The sequence below is a fragment of the Vibrio sp. vnigr-6D03 genome (assembly GCF_002835515.1).
GTDB classification, from domain to species: Bacteria; Pseudomonadota; Gammaproteobacteria; order Enterobacterales; family Vibrionaceae; genus Vibrio; species Vibrio penaeicida.
The window spans coordinates 201997-217355 of sequence record NZ_PIZL01000001.1 but is presented as its reverse complement, the minus strand read 5'-3'; the positions used below and the strand labels follow the sequence as shown (position 1 = coordinate 217355).

The following is a 15359-nucleotide window of genomic DNA, read 5'->3' as shown; positions in this document are numbered from 1 at the left end:
GACTGTCTGAATGGCGAACAATATGACCATATGAATAGGTAATATGCACAAAACCGATTATTTAGCGATAGATGGCAAGTTGCTGACGCAATTTCTCGCCATTTACGATTTTCAGTCTGTATCGCGGGCTGCCCAGCATTTGAACATTAACCAATCTTCAGCCAGTCATGCATTGGAAAGGCTTAGGAAAATTCTGGATGATCCATTGTTTGTTCGAAGTGGGAGAGGGCTTATTCCTACGGAAAGGGCAGATACGGTGGCGCTGGATGCAAGGTTAGTCCTTGCCAAATTAGAAGCCATGTCGACCGATATGACTTACGATCCTTCTACTGACAAGGGGGAGTTTACGATCATGGCGAATGATTATGAAATCGAACATATTCTGAAGCCTGTATTTCCTCTTTTTCAGCAGCAAGCTCCAGAACTGACGATTCGAATCATTCATGCGATTTCTGGTTTGGATATTCCAACAGCACTAAGGGAAGGAGTGGCAGATCTCGCAATAAACCCAGACATTGATATCGATGCCACTGATATACGTCAAAAGCGTTTGATTTCAGATTTTGATGTTGTTTATTACGATCCAAGCCAGCGTAGTGCGCCAAGCAGCGTAGAGGAATATTGCAATGCAAGACACGGAATCATTGTGTTAGGTGACATAAAAAAGACAGAAGCCGACAACCAGTTAGTGGCTCGTGGTAAAGAACGGAAAATTGCGATTAAAACCAGTTCTTTCAATGTATTGGCTAGCCTAGTTCGTGGCACTGATATCATTACCACCATGCCTTCTCGGCTCTCAGAATCCATCTTTAATGGTTTGGCGCAATGCCCTTCTCCTATTGACCTTGCTCCGTATTCCATTGTTCAGCTTTGGCACCAGCAGAACAGCCACTCCGCTCGACATAAATGGGTGCGTGAAACCATACAATCTCCCTTTTAGCCAGCACCTTAGAGTGTGCTTTGTGAAAGGAAAAAGAACGGAATGTGAGCATCACGATATTCACTTATTTAGATAGGTGACATCAGTTTCATACTATGTACACTTTGCTGCTTACCGACAAATCAAAGGATTGTTAAATGAAAGTAGCCATTGCGGGTGTCTCTATTCTTATGCTGGCTGGGTGTGTGAATCAGCAGAACGTTGAAAAAGCATCGCTCACTCCCGTTAACTGTGAAGGAAGTGTTGAGCTGCCCGCACATCTCGCGGATCACTTTGAAGCCGCAGAAGATGCAGCCTTATTAGAAAACGCATTGGGCGCACCCGAAGAAGGTAAATTGTGCCAAGGTAAAGTGTACGTGAGCAAGGAATCGTCAAACGTTACGCTCTTCCGAGCATGGAATAGTACGAATCCATACAGCCAGTTTGGTCAATGGTGGGCACATGAAGTTCCTGCAGGAAATGTCGCTAAATACCGCGAAAATTATGAAATTTGTTACCAATGGTCGCCATTAGATAAACTGGTGACGTGTCATTTAAAACCGGGAACAAAAGTAGTTATAGGAACAGGTCAGAGCGCGAAGTGCTCTGAATATCTCACCTACGATGTTTCTGCTTCTCAGCAGGTTTACATTGAAAACAGTGCAGATGTCGTTGCAAACTGCAGCGTGAAAGACGGCGTATTTGAATGGAAATAAACCTTGTTCCTGCGCTTTAATGGAGTCACTGACAGAATCTGACACAGCGATGTGGTATACCTTCTCAATTCTAGTGACCACCAAAAGTAAAATAGCAAGCAGGAACATATACATGGAAAGGTTGAGAGATCTAAAAGGGTTCGGGCCAAAGAGTGAAGAAATTCTAGCGCAAGTCGATATTCATTCGGTCGAAGATTTTCTTAATACCGACAGCTACGAGCTTTACGCACGTCTTAAAACCAAAGTGAAAGGAACGGGCTTAAACTCCATTTATGCCATTATGGGCGCTAAAGAAAACGTTGATTGGCGTGCAATTGCAAAATCCAGAAAAACGGAAATTTTGATGCGGTTAGATGAAATGGGATTGGCTCCCAAATAAAGGTAACAATCCTCTAAAAAAAGCACTTAAACGGTGCTTTTTTTGTGTCTGGTCACAATGTACTTCTTTTCACGGAAATTCATTTTGTTCTAACGTCTCGACTCCGGCAAAGTTGGAGGATAAGTTGAATTTTCGATACGGTAAAGTAGTGAAACAAACCATCTTAGGGCTTTTACTTGCGACCATCGCTTTTCCTTCAATGAGTAAGCCGAGTACATGCTACGGAACCACGTCGAATGGGTACTTGGAGAACGGGGTAAAATTGCCATTGTATGGTGAAAATTTTGAATCCTACAGCCTACTCGCGAGCGCAGCAGGTAGAACGTATGTACACTCCGCAGTGAGTGAAATCATGCTATCTGCATACCAAAACTTATTGAAATCCCACCCAGATAAAATCTTCAAATATGCTGAAACGGGTTTTGAAGAAGGCGGGGAATTCAGCCCGCATAAGACTCATCGTAATGGGTTATCTGTTGACTTCATGACACCCATGATCAATCAAGATGGAGAATCCGAGCATTTACCAACGAACCCACTGAATAGGCTGGGGTACGACATCGAGTTGGATGCGAAAGGACGATACGACGACTTAGAGATAGACTACACCGCGCTAGCTGCCCATTTAGTCGAGCTCCACAAAGAGTCGAAAAGACGAGGTTATGATTTATGGCGCGTTATTTTCGATCCCAAACTTCAATCAGGGTTATTCACAACCACCTATGGTCCATACATCAAGGAAAACATTAAGCTTTCCAAAAGACGTTCGTGGGTAAGGCACGACGAACATTATCACGTTGATTTTATCATTCCATGTAATCGCAAAAAGTAACAGCATATTTATCTGAATAGGGTCCAAAATTTCATTTGCATTCATTGGTTTGATGGATCGATATGTTAGTGTTTTCTACTTCATAAATTCTAAAAACTAGGTTCAAAAAGATGATAAAGGCAAAATGCATTTTGTTGCTAACGGTAATATTGTCGTTCAGCTCTTGGGCTGCGCAAGATCGAGTTCATGTTCCAGGTACGTCCGCCAGTATGGAACAACCTAACGGTTTTAAATTATCGGATTCCTTTGCTGGCTTTATTAACGCAAAAAACAACTCCAGTGTTGTCGTTATGGAGCTTCCGTTAGAAGCCTTTGATCAACTTTCAGTATTGTTCAGTGATCTCGATATGGCTAAGCAGGGTTTCGGTAAGCAAGGTCTTGCTGTGCTTGAATTGAGCTCTGTTGAATTAGATGGATACAAAGCCCCAATTGTCATCGGTACACAAGCGATATCTGGTGTGAGTGTGGGCAAATATATCGCCCTTTTCAAAGGTCAGAAAACAGTGATGGTTACCTACAACATCATGGGTAAAGATGCGCTGGATAAAACGGCGGTAATGAACTCAATCAAGAATATTCAAATCGGAAATGCCGCTAGCCTTTCCGAGAAAATAACCTTACTTCCTTTCACATTTGAGCCAGAAACCCCTTTCAAAGTAGCAGACGTAATGGGGAACTCCACCGTTTCACTGACCACATTTGATGGGATGGATAAATCAGGTGAGAAACCGCTATTGATCATCGCAAGCTCAATATCTCAAAGTCGAATTCCAGACCAATCCAAACATGCCAAAACACTTTTAAAGTCAATCAAAGGGTTTGAGGATCACAAAATCATATCTGAAGATAAGGTCAGTTTTGTCGGTAAAAATGGTTATCGAACGGTCGCAAAAACAAGCAATCAAGCTGTTATTCAATATATAGGTACGCTAGATAACGGCTATTACATTCGCCTGATCTCCATGGGAAGCCCAGAAGAGATCGAGAAAGTGACGAAAACGGTCGATACCATTGCGAAATCTGTTACGCCGAAGAAGTGAGCGCCAAGCACCAGAATTTACTCACTTGTTTAGCTAGGGAAGGTTTGTAAGTTTTAATGTGTCAAAAACACATCATTGTGTGTTAATTTAAAGTTAGTGTTCTATTTTTAACTCATTATAGATTAAAACTTACTGTTACCTTCTTATTGTGCCATTCTAATGAGTAAGGTAGGTATTATGAATTAATAATGGAACACAAAGTTCAATTATTACCTACTATGTTACATAAATGATGCATTAAGGTTTTTGGTGTGAAGTATTCAAATATGTCTGCCTCTGCTTTAGCTGAATTGGTTGGGGAGCGAATCAGGCAATACAGGCTAAACAATAACGTCAGTCAGGAAGAGCTGGCGGAGATAACTGGAGTATCGCGTCAAAAAATAGCGCGAGCCGAGAATGGCAAAGCCACTCTTGAAACCATTTTGTCACTAATGTTGGCGCTTGAAGTTGTGGATCATCTCGATCAATTTCTTCCTCCTACCCCAATTTCACCAATACAGTTGGCGAAGTTGCAAGGAAAGAAAAGGCAAAGAGCCTCAAGCCCAAGAACTCAAAAAGACACCGATTCTAGCGAGGACGATCTGGGATGGTAAAGCAGTTCATTGAAGTTGAATACAATGGCACATTTGTTGGGGCAGCTAGCTACGACACTGAAAACCAGCAAAGTGCGTTTGAGTACGATAAAAGCTTTATCGATTCAGGAATCGAGCTTTCACCATTAATGATGCCGCTTCAAAAAAAAATCTACACGTTTCCGAACCTAGACCATGCCACCTTTAAAGGGCTTTCTGGCTTATTAGCGGATTCATTACCGGATGACTTTGGTAATAGCGTTCTAAATGCATGGGTTGCTCGCAATGGTCGTTCTCCAAATAGTATTACTCCGCTAGAGCGGCTCCAATATACGGGTAAACGAGGTATGGGGGCGCTCTCCTATTCCCCTCCAACTAAAACGACAGGATTCGATAAATCGAACGAGATAGAGATCAGCTCGCTTGTTTCTGTCGCTCAAGAGATATTGAATGAGCGGCAAGACTTTGGAGTAGGGATCGATAGAAAAGGCAGTGAAGACAAAGACGCCATGTTAGCACTCATGTCTGTTGGAATGAGCGCAGGTGGCGCTCGTCCTAAAGCTGTTTTAGCTTTCAATGACAACTTCAGCCAAGCGCGCTCTGGGCAGGTTGAAGTGCCAGATGGCTTTTCTCATTACCTGATGAAATTCGACGGTGTTAGTGAGCACAATAAAAATGAAGAAACATTTGGCGATCCTCTTGGTTACGGTGCAATGGAGTACACCTATTACCAATTAGCGCATAAGCTCTGTGGTATTAACATGATGCCGACATTGCTTTTAAATGAAGGAAATCGCAGGCACTTTGTGACTAAACGTTTTGATCGCATAGGAAATAAGCGTGTACATACGCAGACTCTGAATGCAATGGCTCATGTGAGTTACAAAAAAGCCGGGGAGTATTCATACGAAGAGCTATTTAGTATTGCTCGGCAGCTGAGATTAAAAGCAACGGATGCCGAAGAATTGTTTAAACGCATGGTGTTCAACATAGTCGCACGCAATCACGATGATCACTCAAAAAACTTTGGATTCGTAATGAGTGAAAAAGGCGAATGGTCTTTAGCGCCAGCTTACGATATTGCTTATTCTTACAAACCGGACAGTAAATGGGTTGCACAGCATTGGATGACGCTGAATGGTAAACGAGATAACTTTACTCGCGAAGACTTTTATAGCTTGCGCCGATTGAGCCCAAAGTTTAGTAAACAGATGATTGATACTATCGTTGAAGAAACTATCGAGCATGTATCCAAGTGGCGAATGTTGGCGACTGAAGAAGAGGTTCCGATTGGTTTGATTGATGAAGTAGAAGCCAATCTTCGTTTGAATATTTAACTTATCTTAACCACAGCTCGCATCACACTATTGCTCACAAAATAAAAAAGTGCTCACAAAAGAAAAAAGCCAGTCGCAATATAGAGTGCGGCTGGCTATACAATTGTGAACAAATCTATTCACTAACAACGTCAGTTGGCTAGGTGACCCCGGCTTAAAAGGGTCACACTAACTAATACAATTCGCGTGCCAATTTTAAACCCTTGAAAATTGGCTGACGAAAACGTTTGCTAACCACTTTGTTGCATATTTGCATTTTCAAATCGCAAAGTATTTGCAAAATGCAGTAGGTGCTTTGGTTTCTTTTTGAAACAACCCGCCCATCAAACTCCCAAACCGTATTCAGTACCATCAGTTGGTTTCTGAGTTGCCTCGCAAAACACTAGAAAAAGTAAGAGCCTTTACAATCAAGAACGAGTGAAATGGCTATATGTGAGTATGATGTCCGCCCCATTTTTAAAGCTCACACAACTCTGTGAGCTGCGTAAGCGAAAAACAGGACTAGAAGATGAAAGAACGTTACCCAGCCATTGAGCCATTCAACTCAGGAATGATCGAAGTCAGCGATGGGCATTGCTTATATTGGGAAGAAGTCGGAAACCCTGCTGGAATCCCCGCGCTTTATCTTCATGGTGGTCCGGGAGGCGGTTGTGGAGCAGGCTCAAGGCGCAGCTTCGATCCAAAAGCCTATCGAGCAGTATTGTTTGACCAACGAGGTTGTGGGCGTAGCCGCCCGTTGGCATCGGAACCAAATACTGACTTAAGCACAAACACCACGGATCACCTCATTGCCGATATAGAAGCCTTACGTGAATACCTTAATATCGATCGCTGGGTTGTGGTGGGCAGTTCTTGGGGGGTTACGTTAGGTCTGGTGTACGCGCAGCGCTACCCAAACCGTGTGAAAGCCATGGTATTGGGCGCGATAACATCGGGTACTCGTCAAGAAATAGAGTGGATAACTCGAGATATGGGCAGGGTGTTTCCCCATGAATGGGAACGTTTTTGTTCGCACGTACCAGAAGCGGAAAGAAACGGTGATTTATCTGCTGCATACGCTCGCCTGTTGTCTAACCCAGATCCAGCTATTCACAGAAAAGCAGCGCTTGAATGGTGTTTGTGGGAGGATACCCACGTTTCCTTAACGCCAAGGTGGGCACCTTCACCACGCTACCAAGAGCCTGAATTCAGCTTGATTTTTTCTCGCCTTGTGACTCACTACTGGAGCAACGGATGCTTTCTAAGAGATGATGAAATAATGGCTGGAATGCACCTTATAGCAGACATACCCGCTACCCTAGTTCATGGTCGGTGGGATATTTCTGGTCCATTAGATACCGCCTTAGCCTTGCACCGCGCGTGGTCAAATAGCGAGCTGGTTGTTTTAGAAGAAGCAGGTCACGGCGGCGTTGGCTTCCCCGAAGCAATGACGGCTGCGTTAAATAAATATCGAGATTAGAAATGTGGGCGACCAATCCAGTGGACGCCCACAGGCTGAATGATTCTCTAACTGGCACCTAAAGCGTGCTTTTCACGTCCATCAAACAATCGAAATGCGAAGAACACGATTAAGCCAGTGGGACCATACAAAAATGTCAGCGGTAAGCAGGGAATTAATCGCCATTTGGGTAGGTTAGCGCGTGTAACCTCATCAATCATCCAGCGACCAACAAACAAGTCGAAAACAAGGAAGTGGAGCCAGCCTGCGGCTAAATTTCCTTCTGATTCAAATAGCTTACTCACCCCGATTAGGCTAGAAAAATTCCCCTCTGGTGAACTGCCCCAGAACCGAAATACTAAAAACAAGTAAAGGCTCGATAAGACAAGAGGAATAATTCGCCCGCCGAAAAGTAATACCCCATAACGAATCCGAGTTGATGAAACGAAGATCCCCAACACTAAAAATAGCCAGCCGAACAACGCAATACCGCTGCCTATTTCAAAGGTTAAATGTGCCATCATTGAACCTCTCCGTGGGCGTTTCTTGGAATCACTACCGCTTGTTCGCCATATTTCAGCACTTCACCGCCATGTTGATCGGCATAAGATTGGGCTTCTTGTTCCGATGAAAACCAGAGATTCAAAGTCGAAAGAACTTTCCTATCAAAGTCAGGCGTGTGAGAGGTGCCATCCTTTTGTGCCATCAGTACGGGTTTATACGCTTCCCAGCTTTGATAGCCCGCTTCAATGGCTAACAACCGTAAAAAATGTTTACGCTGCAAGGTGTGGCGTTCGTTATATAAAGAAGAGATGGATTGACCAAAACACACGCCCGCTTTTTCGACTCTGCGGACAATGGGCATGGCTTCTGAAACACTGCCAGATTTAGCGACACGGTGTAACCTTCGAGCCTCACGCAGCAAGGATTCGACAGCAGGATTGGTTTTTGGGGATTTCAGTGATTTGGCATCACTAGAGGATTTTTGATTACGCATACAAACTCCATCGAGTGGCTGGTCTGTCTCGTTTAGGACCATAGATAAGAGTCAGTAATTAAATTGTCTTATTACACAGGTGAGTGAACTTTCACGAGCTGGGCGTCCTGCAAACCCGCGAGAAGAATAGCAACACATGGCATGAGTTGTAAATGGGTTTGTGTGAAAGCGTTCCGTTTGTACGTTTCTCAACAAGCCTGCTTTACCGCTTCTATCAACAGATCCAATTCATCCTGTACTGCTTTGGTGAGTTCAAAGCCGAAGTTAATCCTTAAACAGTTGTTGTAGAGGGACAAGGTACTGAACAGGTGACCTAAACGGATATCAATGTTCTTTTCTTCCACAAGTTCGGCGAACTTGGAGGCATTAAGGGTAGGGACTTGCAGCCACAACACCATTCCCCCTTGAGGGTGGCTGATGTTAACGTTTTCTGGCAGGTGTTCAGTCAAATAGCTGAGATACGCTTGCCTCAAATTAAGTAGAGTATTGCGCCGACGTTTGAGTTGTTTGGTGTAATGACCCGACTCAATGAAATCTGCCATAGCAAGCTGCATAGGAAGCGAGATCCCAAAGCAGGATGCTGCATGCTTTTGGCGATAACGATCCGTGTAACGCCCGGGCATACACCAACCTAAGCGGTAGCTCGGCGACAAACTTTTGGAGACAGAACCACACCAAAGAATATAGCCACCTTGATCATAATATTTAGCGGGTAATGGCGTGTGATCGGAATAAGAGAGTTCTAGATACACATCATCTTCAATGATCGGAACCTGGAAAACGTTAGCCAGTTCAGCCAACCTTTGTTTTTGCTCTACAGACATGGTTATCCCTTGTGGGTTCATGTGCGAGGTACAAAATACCCCCGCTTTAACCACACCTTTATGCAAATGCGCTTCAAGTTGAGACAAATCAATTCCGTCATCTAAAGAAGGGATCTCGACAATCTTTCTTCCCATTTGCCCAAGCAAATCTAAAATGCCACTAAAGCAAGGCGAGCTGATAGCAATGGCATCGCCCACCTGAGTGCAAGATTCCAGCGCGGCTTTAATGGCAGGCATACAACCCGATGTAATCACGAGCTCATTGGGGTTTATATGCAGCCCAAGTTTCGTGAAATGATCGCTCAGTGCATTACGCAGTAGGGGCTCACCTTGTGGATTCGGGTATTGATTGAGGCGATTGCCGATTCGCTTACTGGCACGTCGAAAACTGCGCTCTAACTCGTTTTGTGAAACCTCGTCTATAACGGTGCTGGACACGCCTAGAGGGCCATTATGTAGAGAATGGATTGCGAAGTTTTGAGTCACCGAAGACACCTTGCTCTCAAAGCGCGCCCAGTCTGGCGTGTTATGTTTACTCCGTTGCGGAGAAACGTAATATCCCGCTTGAGGACGAGCATGTATCCAGCCTTGCGATTCCAGTTCTTGATAACAGCTCACCGCCGTCGACATGCTCACCGCTTGCTGCTTTGAGAGCTGCCTAAGTGAAGGCATTCGGCTGCCTTCAGGAAGCTTACCCACCTCAATCTCTCGGATAAATCGGCTGGCTAACGTTCTGTACATACTCATAGACATAACTGTACTGCTTTTTGTGAGAATAATTGTATCTGTACCGATAACTGTACTCGAGTAATACTCTTTTTCAAGAGAAAAGGAGGACAATTATGAAAAGAAACGATCTATTGTTGGCTGTCTTTGTTATGGCAATTTGGGGCTTTAACTTCTCAATGATCAAAATGGGCATTACCGATGTTCACCCATTACTGGCAACCGCTGCCCGTTTTACCTTGGCTGTAATACCAGCCATCTTTTTTATTCGCAAACCAAACGTAAAATGGCGTTACTTGGCTAGTTATGGCGTCGTTTTTGGTGTTGGGGTGTGGGGAATGGCATCTTGGTCTATCACTGCGGGGCTTTCTTCCGGTATGTCTTCGGTACTGCTTTCATCGAACGCGCTAATCAGCATGGCAGTTGGCGTGTTTATCCAAAAAGATATTGCTTCAAAGCGCAAAGTCATTGGCGCTGTCGCTGCATTGGTCGCCTTGTTGGTATTGATCTCGGCAACCAACGGTAACCTTACGGCGGAAGGTGTGTTTCTTATTACTATCGCCGCAGCAAGCTGGACAGTGATGGGCTTGATCGTTAAAGCATCGAAAACCACTCAAGCATTTGCTTTCAATGTATGGGGGATGCTCTTTGCGCCGATTCCACTGGTGTTGTTCGCGGTGAGCATTTATGGTCCCAATATAGTGGCGCACGCCTTTGAAGTATGGGATATGAACACCACCATAGCGGTTGCATTCCAAGCTTACCCAACCACATTATTTGGTTACTGGGTTTGGAGCAATCTGTTGATTCGCTACCCGCTTAGCACCACTGCACCTTTAACCTTGTTAATCCCAGTATTCGCACTTATTTCTGGCAACTTTATGTATAACGAAATGCTCAGTACCGCTCAAATGATCGCCTGTGTAATGTTCCTAGTCGGTACTGGTTTAATAGTGAAACCAGCGACAAGCAAAAGCATGTTAGAACCTAAGCCAGTAGTGAATTGAAATATCCGCAACGTGGCGAGCTGAATTAAGGGATGATTTCACCTTTATAAATCCGAGCCTAAAAAGGGAAGGGGACTCACGAAATGTAGCCCCTTTTTTGATCATTATTTCGCGAGTAGCGCCTTAATTTGTGGCATTACTTCTTTTGCGGCAAGGTAACCGGCCTCAATGGATTTCGATCTATCATTAAACGACACATCACTGCTTGGTTCGTAGTTTGGTGTAATGAGCACATCTGCACTGGCCATCTCTTGCTGAGAAAGTCGGCAGCTCTGCATTCTGAACGTCGCCAGCAACACTTTACTTACAGTCAATTCCGGTGCGGGTTGATTGTGGCAAAAAATATCGACCGCGATGATCTTTTTAGCACCGAGATCTTTTGCGGTATAAACCGGCACAACACTGAATACGCTGCCATCAATTAAGATATCACCTTGATTTTCAACGGGAACAAAAGTACCTGGCACGGTGGAAGAGGTTTGTACTGCATGCCCAGGGTTGCCAGAACGGATAACCACAGTCTTACGCGTGGTCATATTGGTGGCAGTCACCGCTACAGGGATGGGCATGTCTGCCAGATCGTTATACCCGACATGCGCGTTGATCCAGTCGGATAAGCGTTTACCATTTACGAACCCTTTGGACGAAAGCACAATGTCCGCTACGTCAGATACTCCGAGCTTTTCAATGGCGGCTTCCATGTCTTTAAAACTCATTCCAGAGGCATAAAGCGTCGCCGCAATCGAACCTGCAGACGCTCCACTGACCACATCCGGCTGTATCCCTTCTTCTTCCAACGCTTTCAACACGCCTAAGTGCATAAAGCCCCGAACACCGCCACCACCGAAAGCCACCCCCAATTTATGTTCCCCCGCGACAATGGGCTCAGACACATTCAAATCGTTATAGACATTCGGCGAGGAGCACGCCATCAGCAATAGAGATAAAGAGGTAGGGATCAGTGTTTTCAACATGGGAGGCTCGGTTTATTTGGACAGATCAAAGCGTTACAGAATCCGGTTTCGGCGTGTATTTTCAAGTGATTTACCCCAAAGCATGATGGATATCGCGATCTCACACGCACTTTGATTTGATTTTTTTAGTAATCGGGGAGGCAGGAGCTTTCTAGAGCTGAAAAAAGAAACTGTGAACAAGGTGCCCCAAAACATTCTGGTTAGATTGACAAATATAGTCCTGATAAATATATTCAACCGATTGATAGGTCATTCGTCGTTTAGAGTTGGCTCTAACCATCAGAACTGCATGACAAAAACGACATGTTTAGACCTTAAATTTTTTGAACGCCCACAAGATTACAACTAACGCGGAGATAGATAATGAGTCATTGGACAGATTTTTTCCCTTATGTAGCTATGGCGATCAAGGTCATCGCGTTAGCCGTGGCTGGATACTTCGCTATCAAATGGCATTTCGACCAAGATAGGAAGTTGAAAAAAGAAGCCGAGGAAAAATAAAATCTAGGGGCGATAAGCATAACCCGATTCTTAACGAATTCGTTAAGAATCAATAAACACCGCTTATCGCTTGTATTCAAAAGAAAGCGGGTATCGAGCTTCTGATTACTCAATTCTCAAAAAACGTTCTTTTCTTGAACTCTCTTCATTAACTCCCATTTTCAGTAAGTATTTAAATCTCCGCCCACTTAACAAATAAGAACACTTTTAAATAGCGACTCTTACAACCCCGTAATTCTTCGTTCTTATATTCGGTTACTCTGTTCTTGATGAGCTGCTTATTGCCGCATAATAAATCGCTTGTGCATTGCACTTTATTTGCAGTGAACTAACCGAAAAACTCGCGACGATATCGTTAATAGAATGAGTTACGTTATATGCACTTTGATGTGCATCTCAAATACATTGGTGATCGTGACTTTAGCTGTACGTTAAATTGACTAATAATCAGAGAAATTCGAAAATAAATGAAGAAAAAATAATATTATTATCAATATATTCAGTTTGTTAGGTTTACATATGTCAACAGCCACATCAATTAGAACGTTAGAGAAGCTTGAAAAGCCATTAGATTACAAAGTTCAGATAAGTAAGTTTGTTCAAGAGTCTCCAAAGTCAGCGTTTACCAATCTAGGGTTGAATCCAAATAAGTTCGTGCTGGAACTTAGGGATAGAATTGAAGCGCCTTGGAAAATCAATCAGGGAGCTGCTTCACTATGCGGTCCAAATGCTTTCATGACTTGTGTTGCGGCAAGACATCCCAATGCATACGCAAGTTATCTTATACAGCTTTGGAAGCATGGAGAAGCGTACTTAGGTGGTCTTAAAGTTACGCCGTCAGCAAAATGTTTGTCAGCATCAGTTGTATCCTCTTCTGGTGGAAAAGGTGAAGCAATTAGAGCAATAGACTGGATGGCACTCGCCAGTTTACGAGATTCTTCCAATAAATTTTTCAATTACGATCATTTTAGTGATCAGATGGGAGGGATCACGTTACCAGAATCTTTAGCTGGGTGGTTCAAGTCCACTTTGTTTGGGAGTGCCGTTAACAAGACAAGTATTTCATCTCCCAGAAGTATTGAAAACCTTCAAAGTGCCCAACGTGAATTCACAGCAAATAAGAGTGTATGTCTATTTATAAGTACAAAAGTGACTAAGGGGTCATTTAAAATTCAAGCAACACCCAATCACTGGGTAGTTCTGTCTCAACCGATCAAACTTGATGGAAAACCTCTACATTCTTATACGCTTAGCCAGCTTGAAGAGAATATCGACAAGCCTATCGAGGTGTATGTCATGACTTGGGGTTACCCTAATGGGCGTTATCCTCTACATGGAAGAAATTCTCAAAAGAAACTGTCTCTCAAAGATTTCCTAAATTTCTACTATGGGTTTGTAGCAGCATGATAAAGAAAACTATTTACACTCTTATATTTCTCGCCTTTTCTTCGGCTTGTTCTGGCGAGCTGAAAAAGGTAGAAGAAATCAGTGTACTTGAACATGATTTTCAGAATTATGGTCAAACCATACTTCAGCTTTCACAGCCCTCAAATGTCTCGGTCTTTTTGGCTAAGTACTCTAATAAGATCTTACTGATTGATGACAAGGAAACAAAAGTCTTAGAGTTGGAGCATGAGGTTTCCAGTTATGCTTCCAACAAGAGCAAAGTATTTGTTGTGGATAATACAGGGCAGTTACTCGAAATAACACCGGAAGGCGATATCACAACACTTCTTCAACACGAAGATATACGCGGAAGAGACTTTAGTATTTCTTCTGATGGAGAGCTCCTTTACTCAAGAGGGCTCGTTATTCATTCCCCATTTAAAAGTGTTGAAGATATTGTAAAGTTTGATGATCTCTATCCCCAGTTCTTAGGATCATCTTTTGGAAAGAAAATCGGTGTAACTAGTGGCGCAATGAAGCTCTTTGCCGATCAAGATACATGGTTGGATATATGGGATTCTAAAACAGGGCGGAAGATAACAAGCTTCGATACTTTTAATAGCTATGTGTATGCCCCAGTGATTGTTGATGATTCAGAAGGGATTGTAATGTTCCAATGGAGTGAAAGGTTCACTCTATGGAATTATAAATCTGATGAAATTCTCTCCAAGCAAAGTATGGAGTATAGTCTTTCAGAGACTAATAAAGTCGGCGATATTTATCGTGCATACGGTCCAGACAACATCCAACACTTGAAAGTTGTAGATAACAAAATTGTTAGAACGCTGCTTTGCGAGTTTAAGGGAACCTCCATTCAATCATCTCCTCAATACACTATGGATGGAAACCATGTACTTCTAGAACAGCTGTCTGGCGAGCACTCAAGGTTCGCTATTTACGAGATTTCAGATAAAGGTTGTTCAAAAATATTGGATCTCCCAGAAAAACATCATAACTACACACTTCACCCTTCAAATCGCCAATTGCTCACCTTCAACAGCAAAGCGATTAGCATTTATTCATGGTAAATATGTAGCTAAGAGCGGCCTCAGAGAGTTACTGAGGCTCGTTATGCATTTGGAACCATCCAGTATCAAACCAAGAAAAATCCGATGAACTTACAAAACATTCTATTACTCGCGGTCACTGCTGCTTTTGGTAGTAGTTTTTTGAATGCGAATGAAGTAGCTAAGAAAGAGTTTCATATTTCAGGAACAAAACAAGTGCTTTCGGGCAAAGTGGTATCAGAAATTAACACCGATATTGTTTACGCGGATATTACGAATGTTGATCTTAAAGAAGAAAGCCTAAAGGCTTATAGCCCGTGGGATGAGCTTTATCAATGCACGGAAACAGACAGTTTAAAAAATGAAGCTATTATTGTGCCCGTCGGAGATAAATTTCATGTGATGCAGGCGTGCGATGCGTTAGGTTTCGACCTAGATATTGAGCTGTCGGTTGTTGATGTAGCCATATTGAATGGCGAAGCGTCAGGTTTAGCGAAATCGGCTAGCCAAATAATTCTCGTCCCGACTCCTTCTTCAGACGAAACCTACCTTTATTGGAATGGAAACAAATTCAAACTGTTCGTTCCAATGCCTTTCTAAAACGCCCAAATATGAAAATCAAAGCCCCAAGCGCAGACTTTTGG

The 15359-nt window shown here is 43.3% G+C and carries 17 protein-coding genes; 13 read left to right on the top strand and 4 right to left on the bottom strand.

Features of this window, described 5'->3' with window-relative positions; all coding sequences use genetic code 11:
• Nucleotides 1-43 precede the first annotated feature (43 nt).
• From CW749_RS00955 to pip, 8 genes are all read left to right on the top strand, one after another.
• Nucleotides 44-940 carry a LysR family transcriptional regulator gene (locus CW749_RS00955; RefSeq protein ID WP_101110005.1) on the top strand — a complete coding sequence of 299 codons (897 nt, stop codon included), beginning with the start codon at nucleotides 44-46 and terminating at the stop codon, nucleotides 938-940.
• Nucleotides 941-1077: 137 nt separating this feature from the next.
• A complete protein-coding gene (locus CW749_RS28355) occupies nucleotides 1078-1635 on the top strand; it encodes a hypothetical protein (protein WP_101110004.1) in 558 nt (185 codons plus the stop codon).
• Nucleotides 1636-1747: 112 nt separating this feature from the next.
• Nucleotides 1748-2014, top strand: a complete 267-nt coding sequence (locus CW749_RS00945) for a TfoX/Sxy family DNA transformation protein (RefSeq protein WP_101110003.1) — start codon at nucleotides 1748-1750, stop codon at nucleotides 2012-2014.
• A gap of 148 nt (nucleotides 2015-2162) precedes the next feature.
• A complete protein-coding gene (locus CW749_RS00940; RefSeq protein WP_237322271.1) occupies nucleotides 2163-2846 on the top strand; it encodes a penicillin-insensitive murein endopeptidase in 684 nt (227 codons plus the stop codon).
• A 110-nt stretch (nucleotides 2847-2956) separates the two neighbouring features.
• Nucleotides 2957-3886: a hypothetical protein gene (locus CW749_RS00935; RefSeq protein ID WP_101110002.1), complete on the top strand. Its 930-nt coding sequence runs from the start codon at nucleotides 2957-2959 to the stop codon at nucleotides 3884-3886.
• Nucleotides 3887-4137: 251 nt separating this feature from the next.
• Complete coding sequence (locus tag CW749_RS00930) at nucleotides 4138-4479, top strand: helix-turn-helix transcriptional regulator (RefSeq protein WP_201796982.1); 342 nt, start codon at nucleotides 4138-4140, stop codon at nucleotides 4477-4479.
• The gene (locus CW749_RS00925) at nucleotides 4473-5795 is read left to right on the top strand and encodes a type II toxin-antitoxin system HipA family toxin (RefSeq protein WP_101110001.1); all 1323 of its coding nucleotides are present in this window, start codon (nucleotides 4473-4475) and stop codon (nucleotides 5793-5795) included. The genes CW749_RS00930 and CW749_RS00925 overlap by 7 nt, the downstream gene beginning before the upstream one ends.
• A 508-nt stretch (nucleotides 5796-6303) precedes the next feature.
• Nucleotides 6304-7254, top strand: coding sequence for a prolyl aminopeptidase (pip, locus tag CW749_RS00920; RefSeq protein ID WP_101110000.1), 951 nt, complete (start codon nucleotides 6304-6306; stop codon nucleotides 7252-7254).
• Nucleotides 7255-7301: 47 nt separating this feature from the next.
• Here pip and CW749_RS00915 read toward each other — a convergent pair whose 3' ends face one another.
• From CW749_RS00915 to CW749_RS00905, 3 genes are all read right to left on the bottom strand, one after another.
• Nucleotides 7302-7757, bottom strand: coding sequence for an ABA4-like family protein (locus tag CW749_RS00915; protein ID WP_101109999.1), 456 nt, complete (start codon nucleotides 7755-7757; stop codon nucleotides 7302-7304).
• Nucleotides 7754-8230 carry a hypothetical protein gene (locus CW749_RS00910; protein ID WP_101109998.1) on the bottom strand — a complete coding sequence of 159 codons (477 nt, stop codon included), beginning with the start codon at nucleotides 8228-8230 and terminating at the stop codon, nucleotides 7754-7756. The genes CW749_RS00915 and CW749_RS00910 overlap by 4 nt, the downstream gene beginning before the upstream one ends.
• Before the next feature lie 188 nt (nucleotides 8231-8418).
• Nucleotides 8419-9801 carry a PLP-dependent aminotransferase family protein gene (locus tag CW749_RS00905; RefSeq protein ID WP_101110579.1) on the bottom strand — a complete coding sequence of 461 codons (1383 nt, stop codon included), beginning with the start codon at nucleotides 9799-9801 and terminating at the stop codon, nucleotides 8419-8421.
• Nucleotides 9802-9896: 95 nt separating this feature from the next.
• Between CW749_RS00905 and CW749_RS00900 the strand changes: the two genes are divergently transcribed.
• Nucleotides 9897-10787 carry an EamA family transporter gene (locus tag CW749_RS00900; RefSeq protein WP_101109997.1) on the top strand — a complete coding sequence of 297 codons (891 nt, stop codon included), beginning with the start codon at nucleotides 9897-9899 and terminating at the stop codon, nucleotides 10785-10787.
• A gap of 104 nt (nucleotides 10788-10891) precedes the next feature.
• Here the strand turns inward: CW749_RS00900 and CW749_RS00895 are convergent, their stop codons facing one another.
• Nucleotides 10892-11761 carry a patatin-like phospholipase family protein gene (locus CW749_RS00895; RefSeq protein WP_201796981.1) on the bottom strand — a complete coding sequence of 290 codons (870 nt, stop codon included), beginning with the start codon at nucleotides 11759-11761 and terminating at the stop codon, nucleotides 10892-10894.
• A 363-nt stretch (nucleotides 11762-12124) separates the two neighbouring features.
• Here CW749_RS00895 and CW749_RS28145 point away from each other — a divergent pair, with 363 nt between their 5' ends.
• The 4 genes from CW749_RS28145 (at nucleotide 12125) to CW749_RS00880 (ending at nucleotide 15315) form a co-directional block, all read left to right on the top strand.
• Nucleotides 12125-12262 (top strand): hypothetical protein, encoded by a 138-nt coding sequence (locus CW749_RS28145; protein ID WP_167404731.1) that lies wholly within the window; start codon nucleotides 12125-12127, stop codon nucleotides 12260-12262.
• 519 nt (nucleotides 12263-12781) lie between these two features.
• Entirely contained in the window at nucleotides 12782-13669 is an 888-nt protein-coding gene (locus tag CW749_RS00890; protein ID WP_101109996.1) for a hypothetical protein, read from the top strand.
• The gene (locus CW749_RS00885; RefSeq protein ID WP_101109995.1) at nucleotides 13666-14736 is read left to right on the top strand and encodes a hypothetical protein; all 1071 of its coding nucleotides are present in this window, start codon (nucleotides 13666-13668) and stop codon (nucleotides 14734-14736) included. Before CW749_RS00890 ends, CW749_RS00885 begins: the two co-directional genes overlap by 4 nt.
• Before the next feature lie 84 nt (nucleotides 14737-14820).
• The gene (locus tag CW749_RS00880; RefSeq protein ID WP_101109994.1) at nucleotides 14821-15315 is read left to right on the top strand and encodes a hypothetical protein; all 495 of its coding nucleotides are present in this window, start codon (nucleotides 14821-14823) and stop codon (nucleotides 15313-15315) included.
• Nucleotides 15316-15359 lie beyond the last annotated feature (44 nt).

What these genes read in the sequence shown, in the direction of transcription:
- CW749_RS00955 (WP_101110005.1), top strand. Translation starts at nt 44, where the DNA reads ATGCACAAAACCGATTATTTAGCGATAGATGGCAAGTTGCTGACGCAA.
- CW749_RS28355 (WP_101110004.1), top strand. Translation starts at nt 1,078, where the DNA reads ATGAAAGTAGCCATTGCGGGTGTCTCTATTCTTATGCTGGCTGGGTGT.
- CW749_RS00945 (WP_101110003.1), top strand. Translation starts at nt 1,748, where the DNA reads ATGGAAAGGTTGAGAGATCTAAAAGGGTTCGGGCCAAAGAGTGAAGAA.
- CW749_RS00935 (WP_101110002.1), top strand. Translation starts at nt 2,957, where the DNA reads ATGATAAAGGCAAAATGCATTTTGTTGCTAACGGTAATATTGTCGTTC.
- CW749_RS00925 (WP_101110001.1), top strand. Translation starts at nt 4,473, where the DNA reads ATGGTAAAGCAGTTCATTGAAGTTGAATACAATGGCACATTTGTTGGG.
- pip (WP_101110000.1), top strand. Translation starts at nt 6,304, where the DNA reads ATGAAAGAACGTTACCCAGCCATTGAGCCATTCAACTCAGGAATGATC.
- CW749_RS00915 (WP_101109999.1), bottom strand. Translation starts at nt 7,757, where the DNA reads ATGATGGCACATTTAACCTTTGAAATAGGCAGCGGTATTGCGTTGTTC.
- CW749_RS00910 (WP_101109998.1), bottom strand. Translation starts at nt 8,230, where the DNA reads ATGCGTAATCAAAAATCCTCTAGTGATGCCAAATCACTGAAATCCCCA.
- CW749_RS00905 (WP_101110579.1), bottom strand. Translation starts at nt 9,801, where the DNA reads ATGAGTATGTACAGAACGTTAGCCAGCCGATTTATCCGAGAGATTGAG.
- CW749_RS00900 (WP_101109997.1), top strand. Translation starts at nt 9,897, where the DNA reads ATGAAAAGAAACGATCTATTGTTGGCTGTCTTTGTTATGGCAATTTGG.
- CW749_RS00895 (WP_201796981.1), bottom strand. Translation starts at nt 11,761, where the DNA reads ATGTTGAAAACACTGATCCCTACCTCTTTATCTCTATTGCTGATGGCG.
- CW749_RS28145 (WP_167404731.1), top strand. Translation starts at nt 12,125, where the DNA reads ATGAGTCATTGGACAGATTTTTTCCCTTATGTAGCTATGGCGATCAAG.
- CW749_RS00890 (WP_101109996.1), top strand. Translation starts at nt 12,782, where the DNA reads ATGTCAACAGCCACATCAATTAGAACGTTAGAGAAGCTTGAAAAGCCA.
- CW749_RS00885 (WP_101109995.1), top strand. Translation starts at nt 13,666, where the DNA reads ATGATAAAGAAAACTATTTACACTCTTATATTTCTCGCCTTTTCTTCG.
- CW749_RS00880 (WP_101109994.1), top strand. Translation starts at nt 14,821, where the DNA reads ATGAACTTACAAAACATTCTATTACTCGCGGTCACTGCTGCTTTTGGT.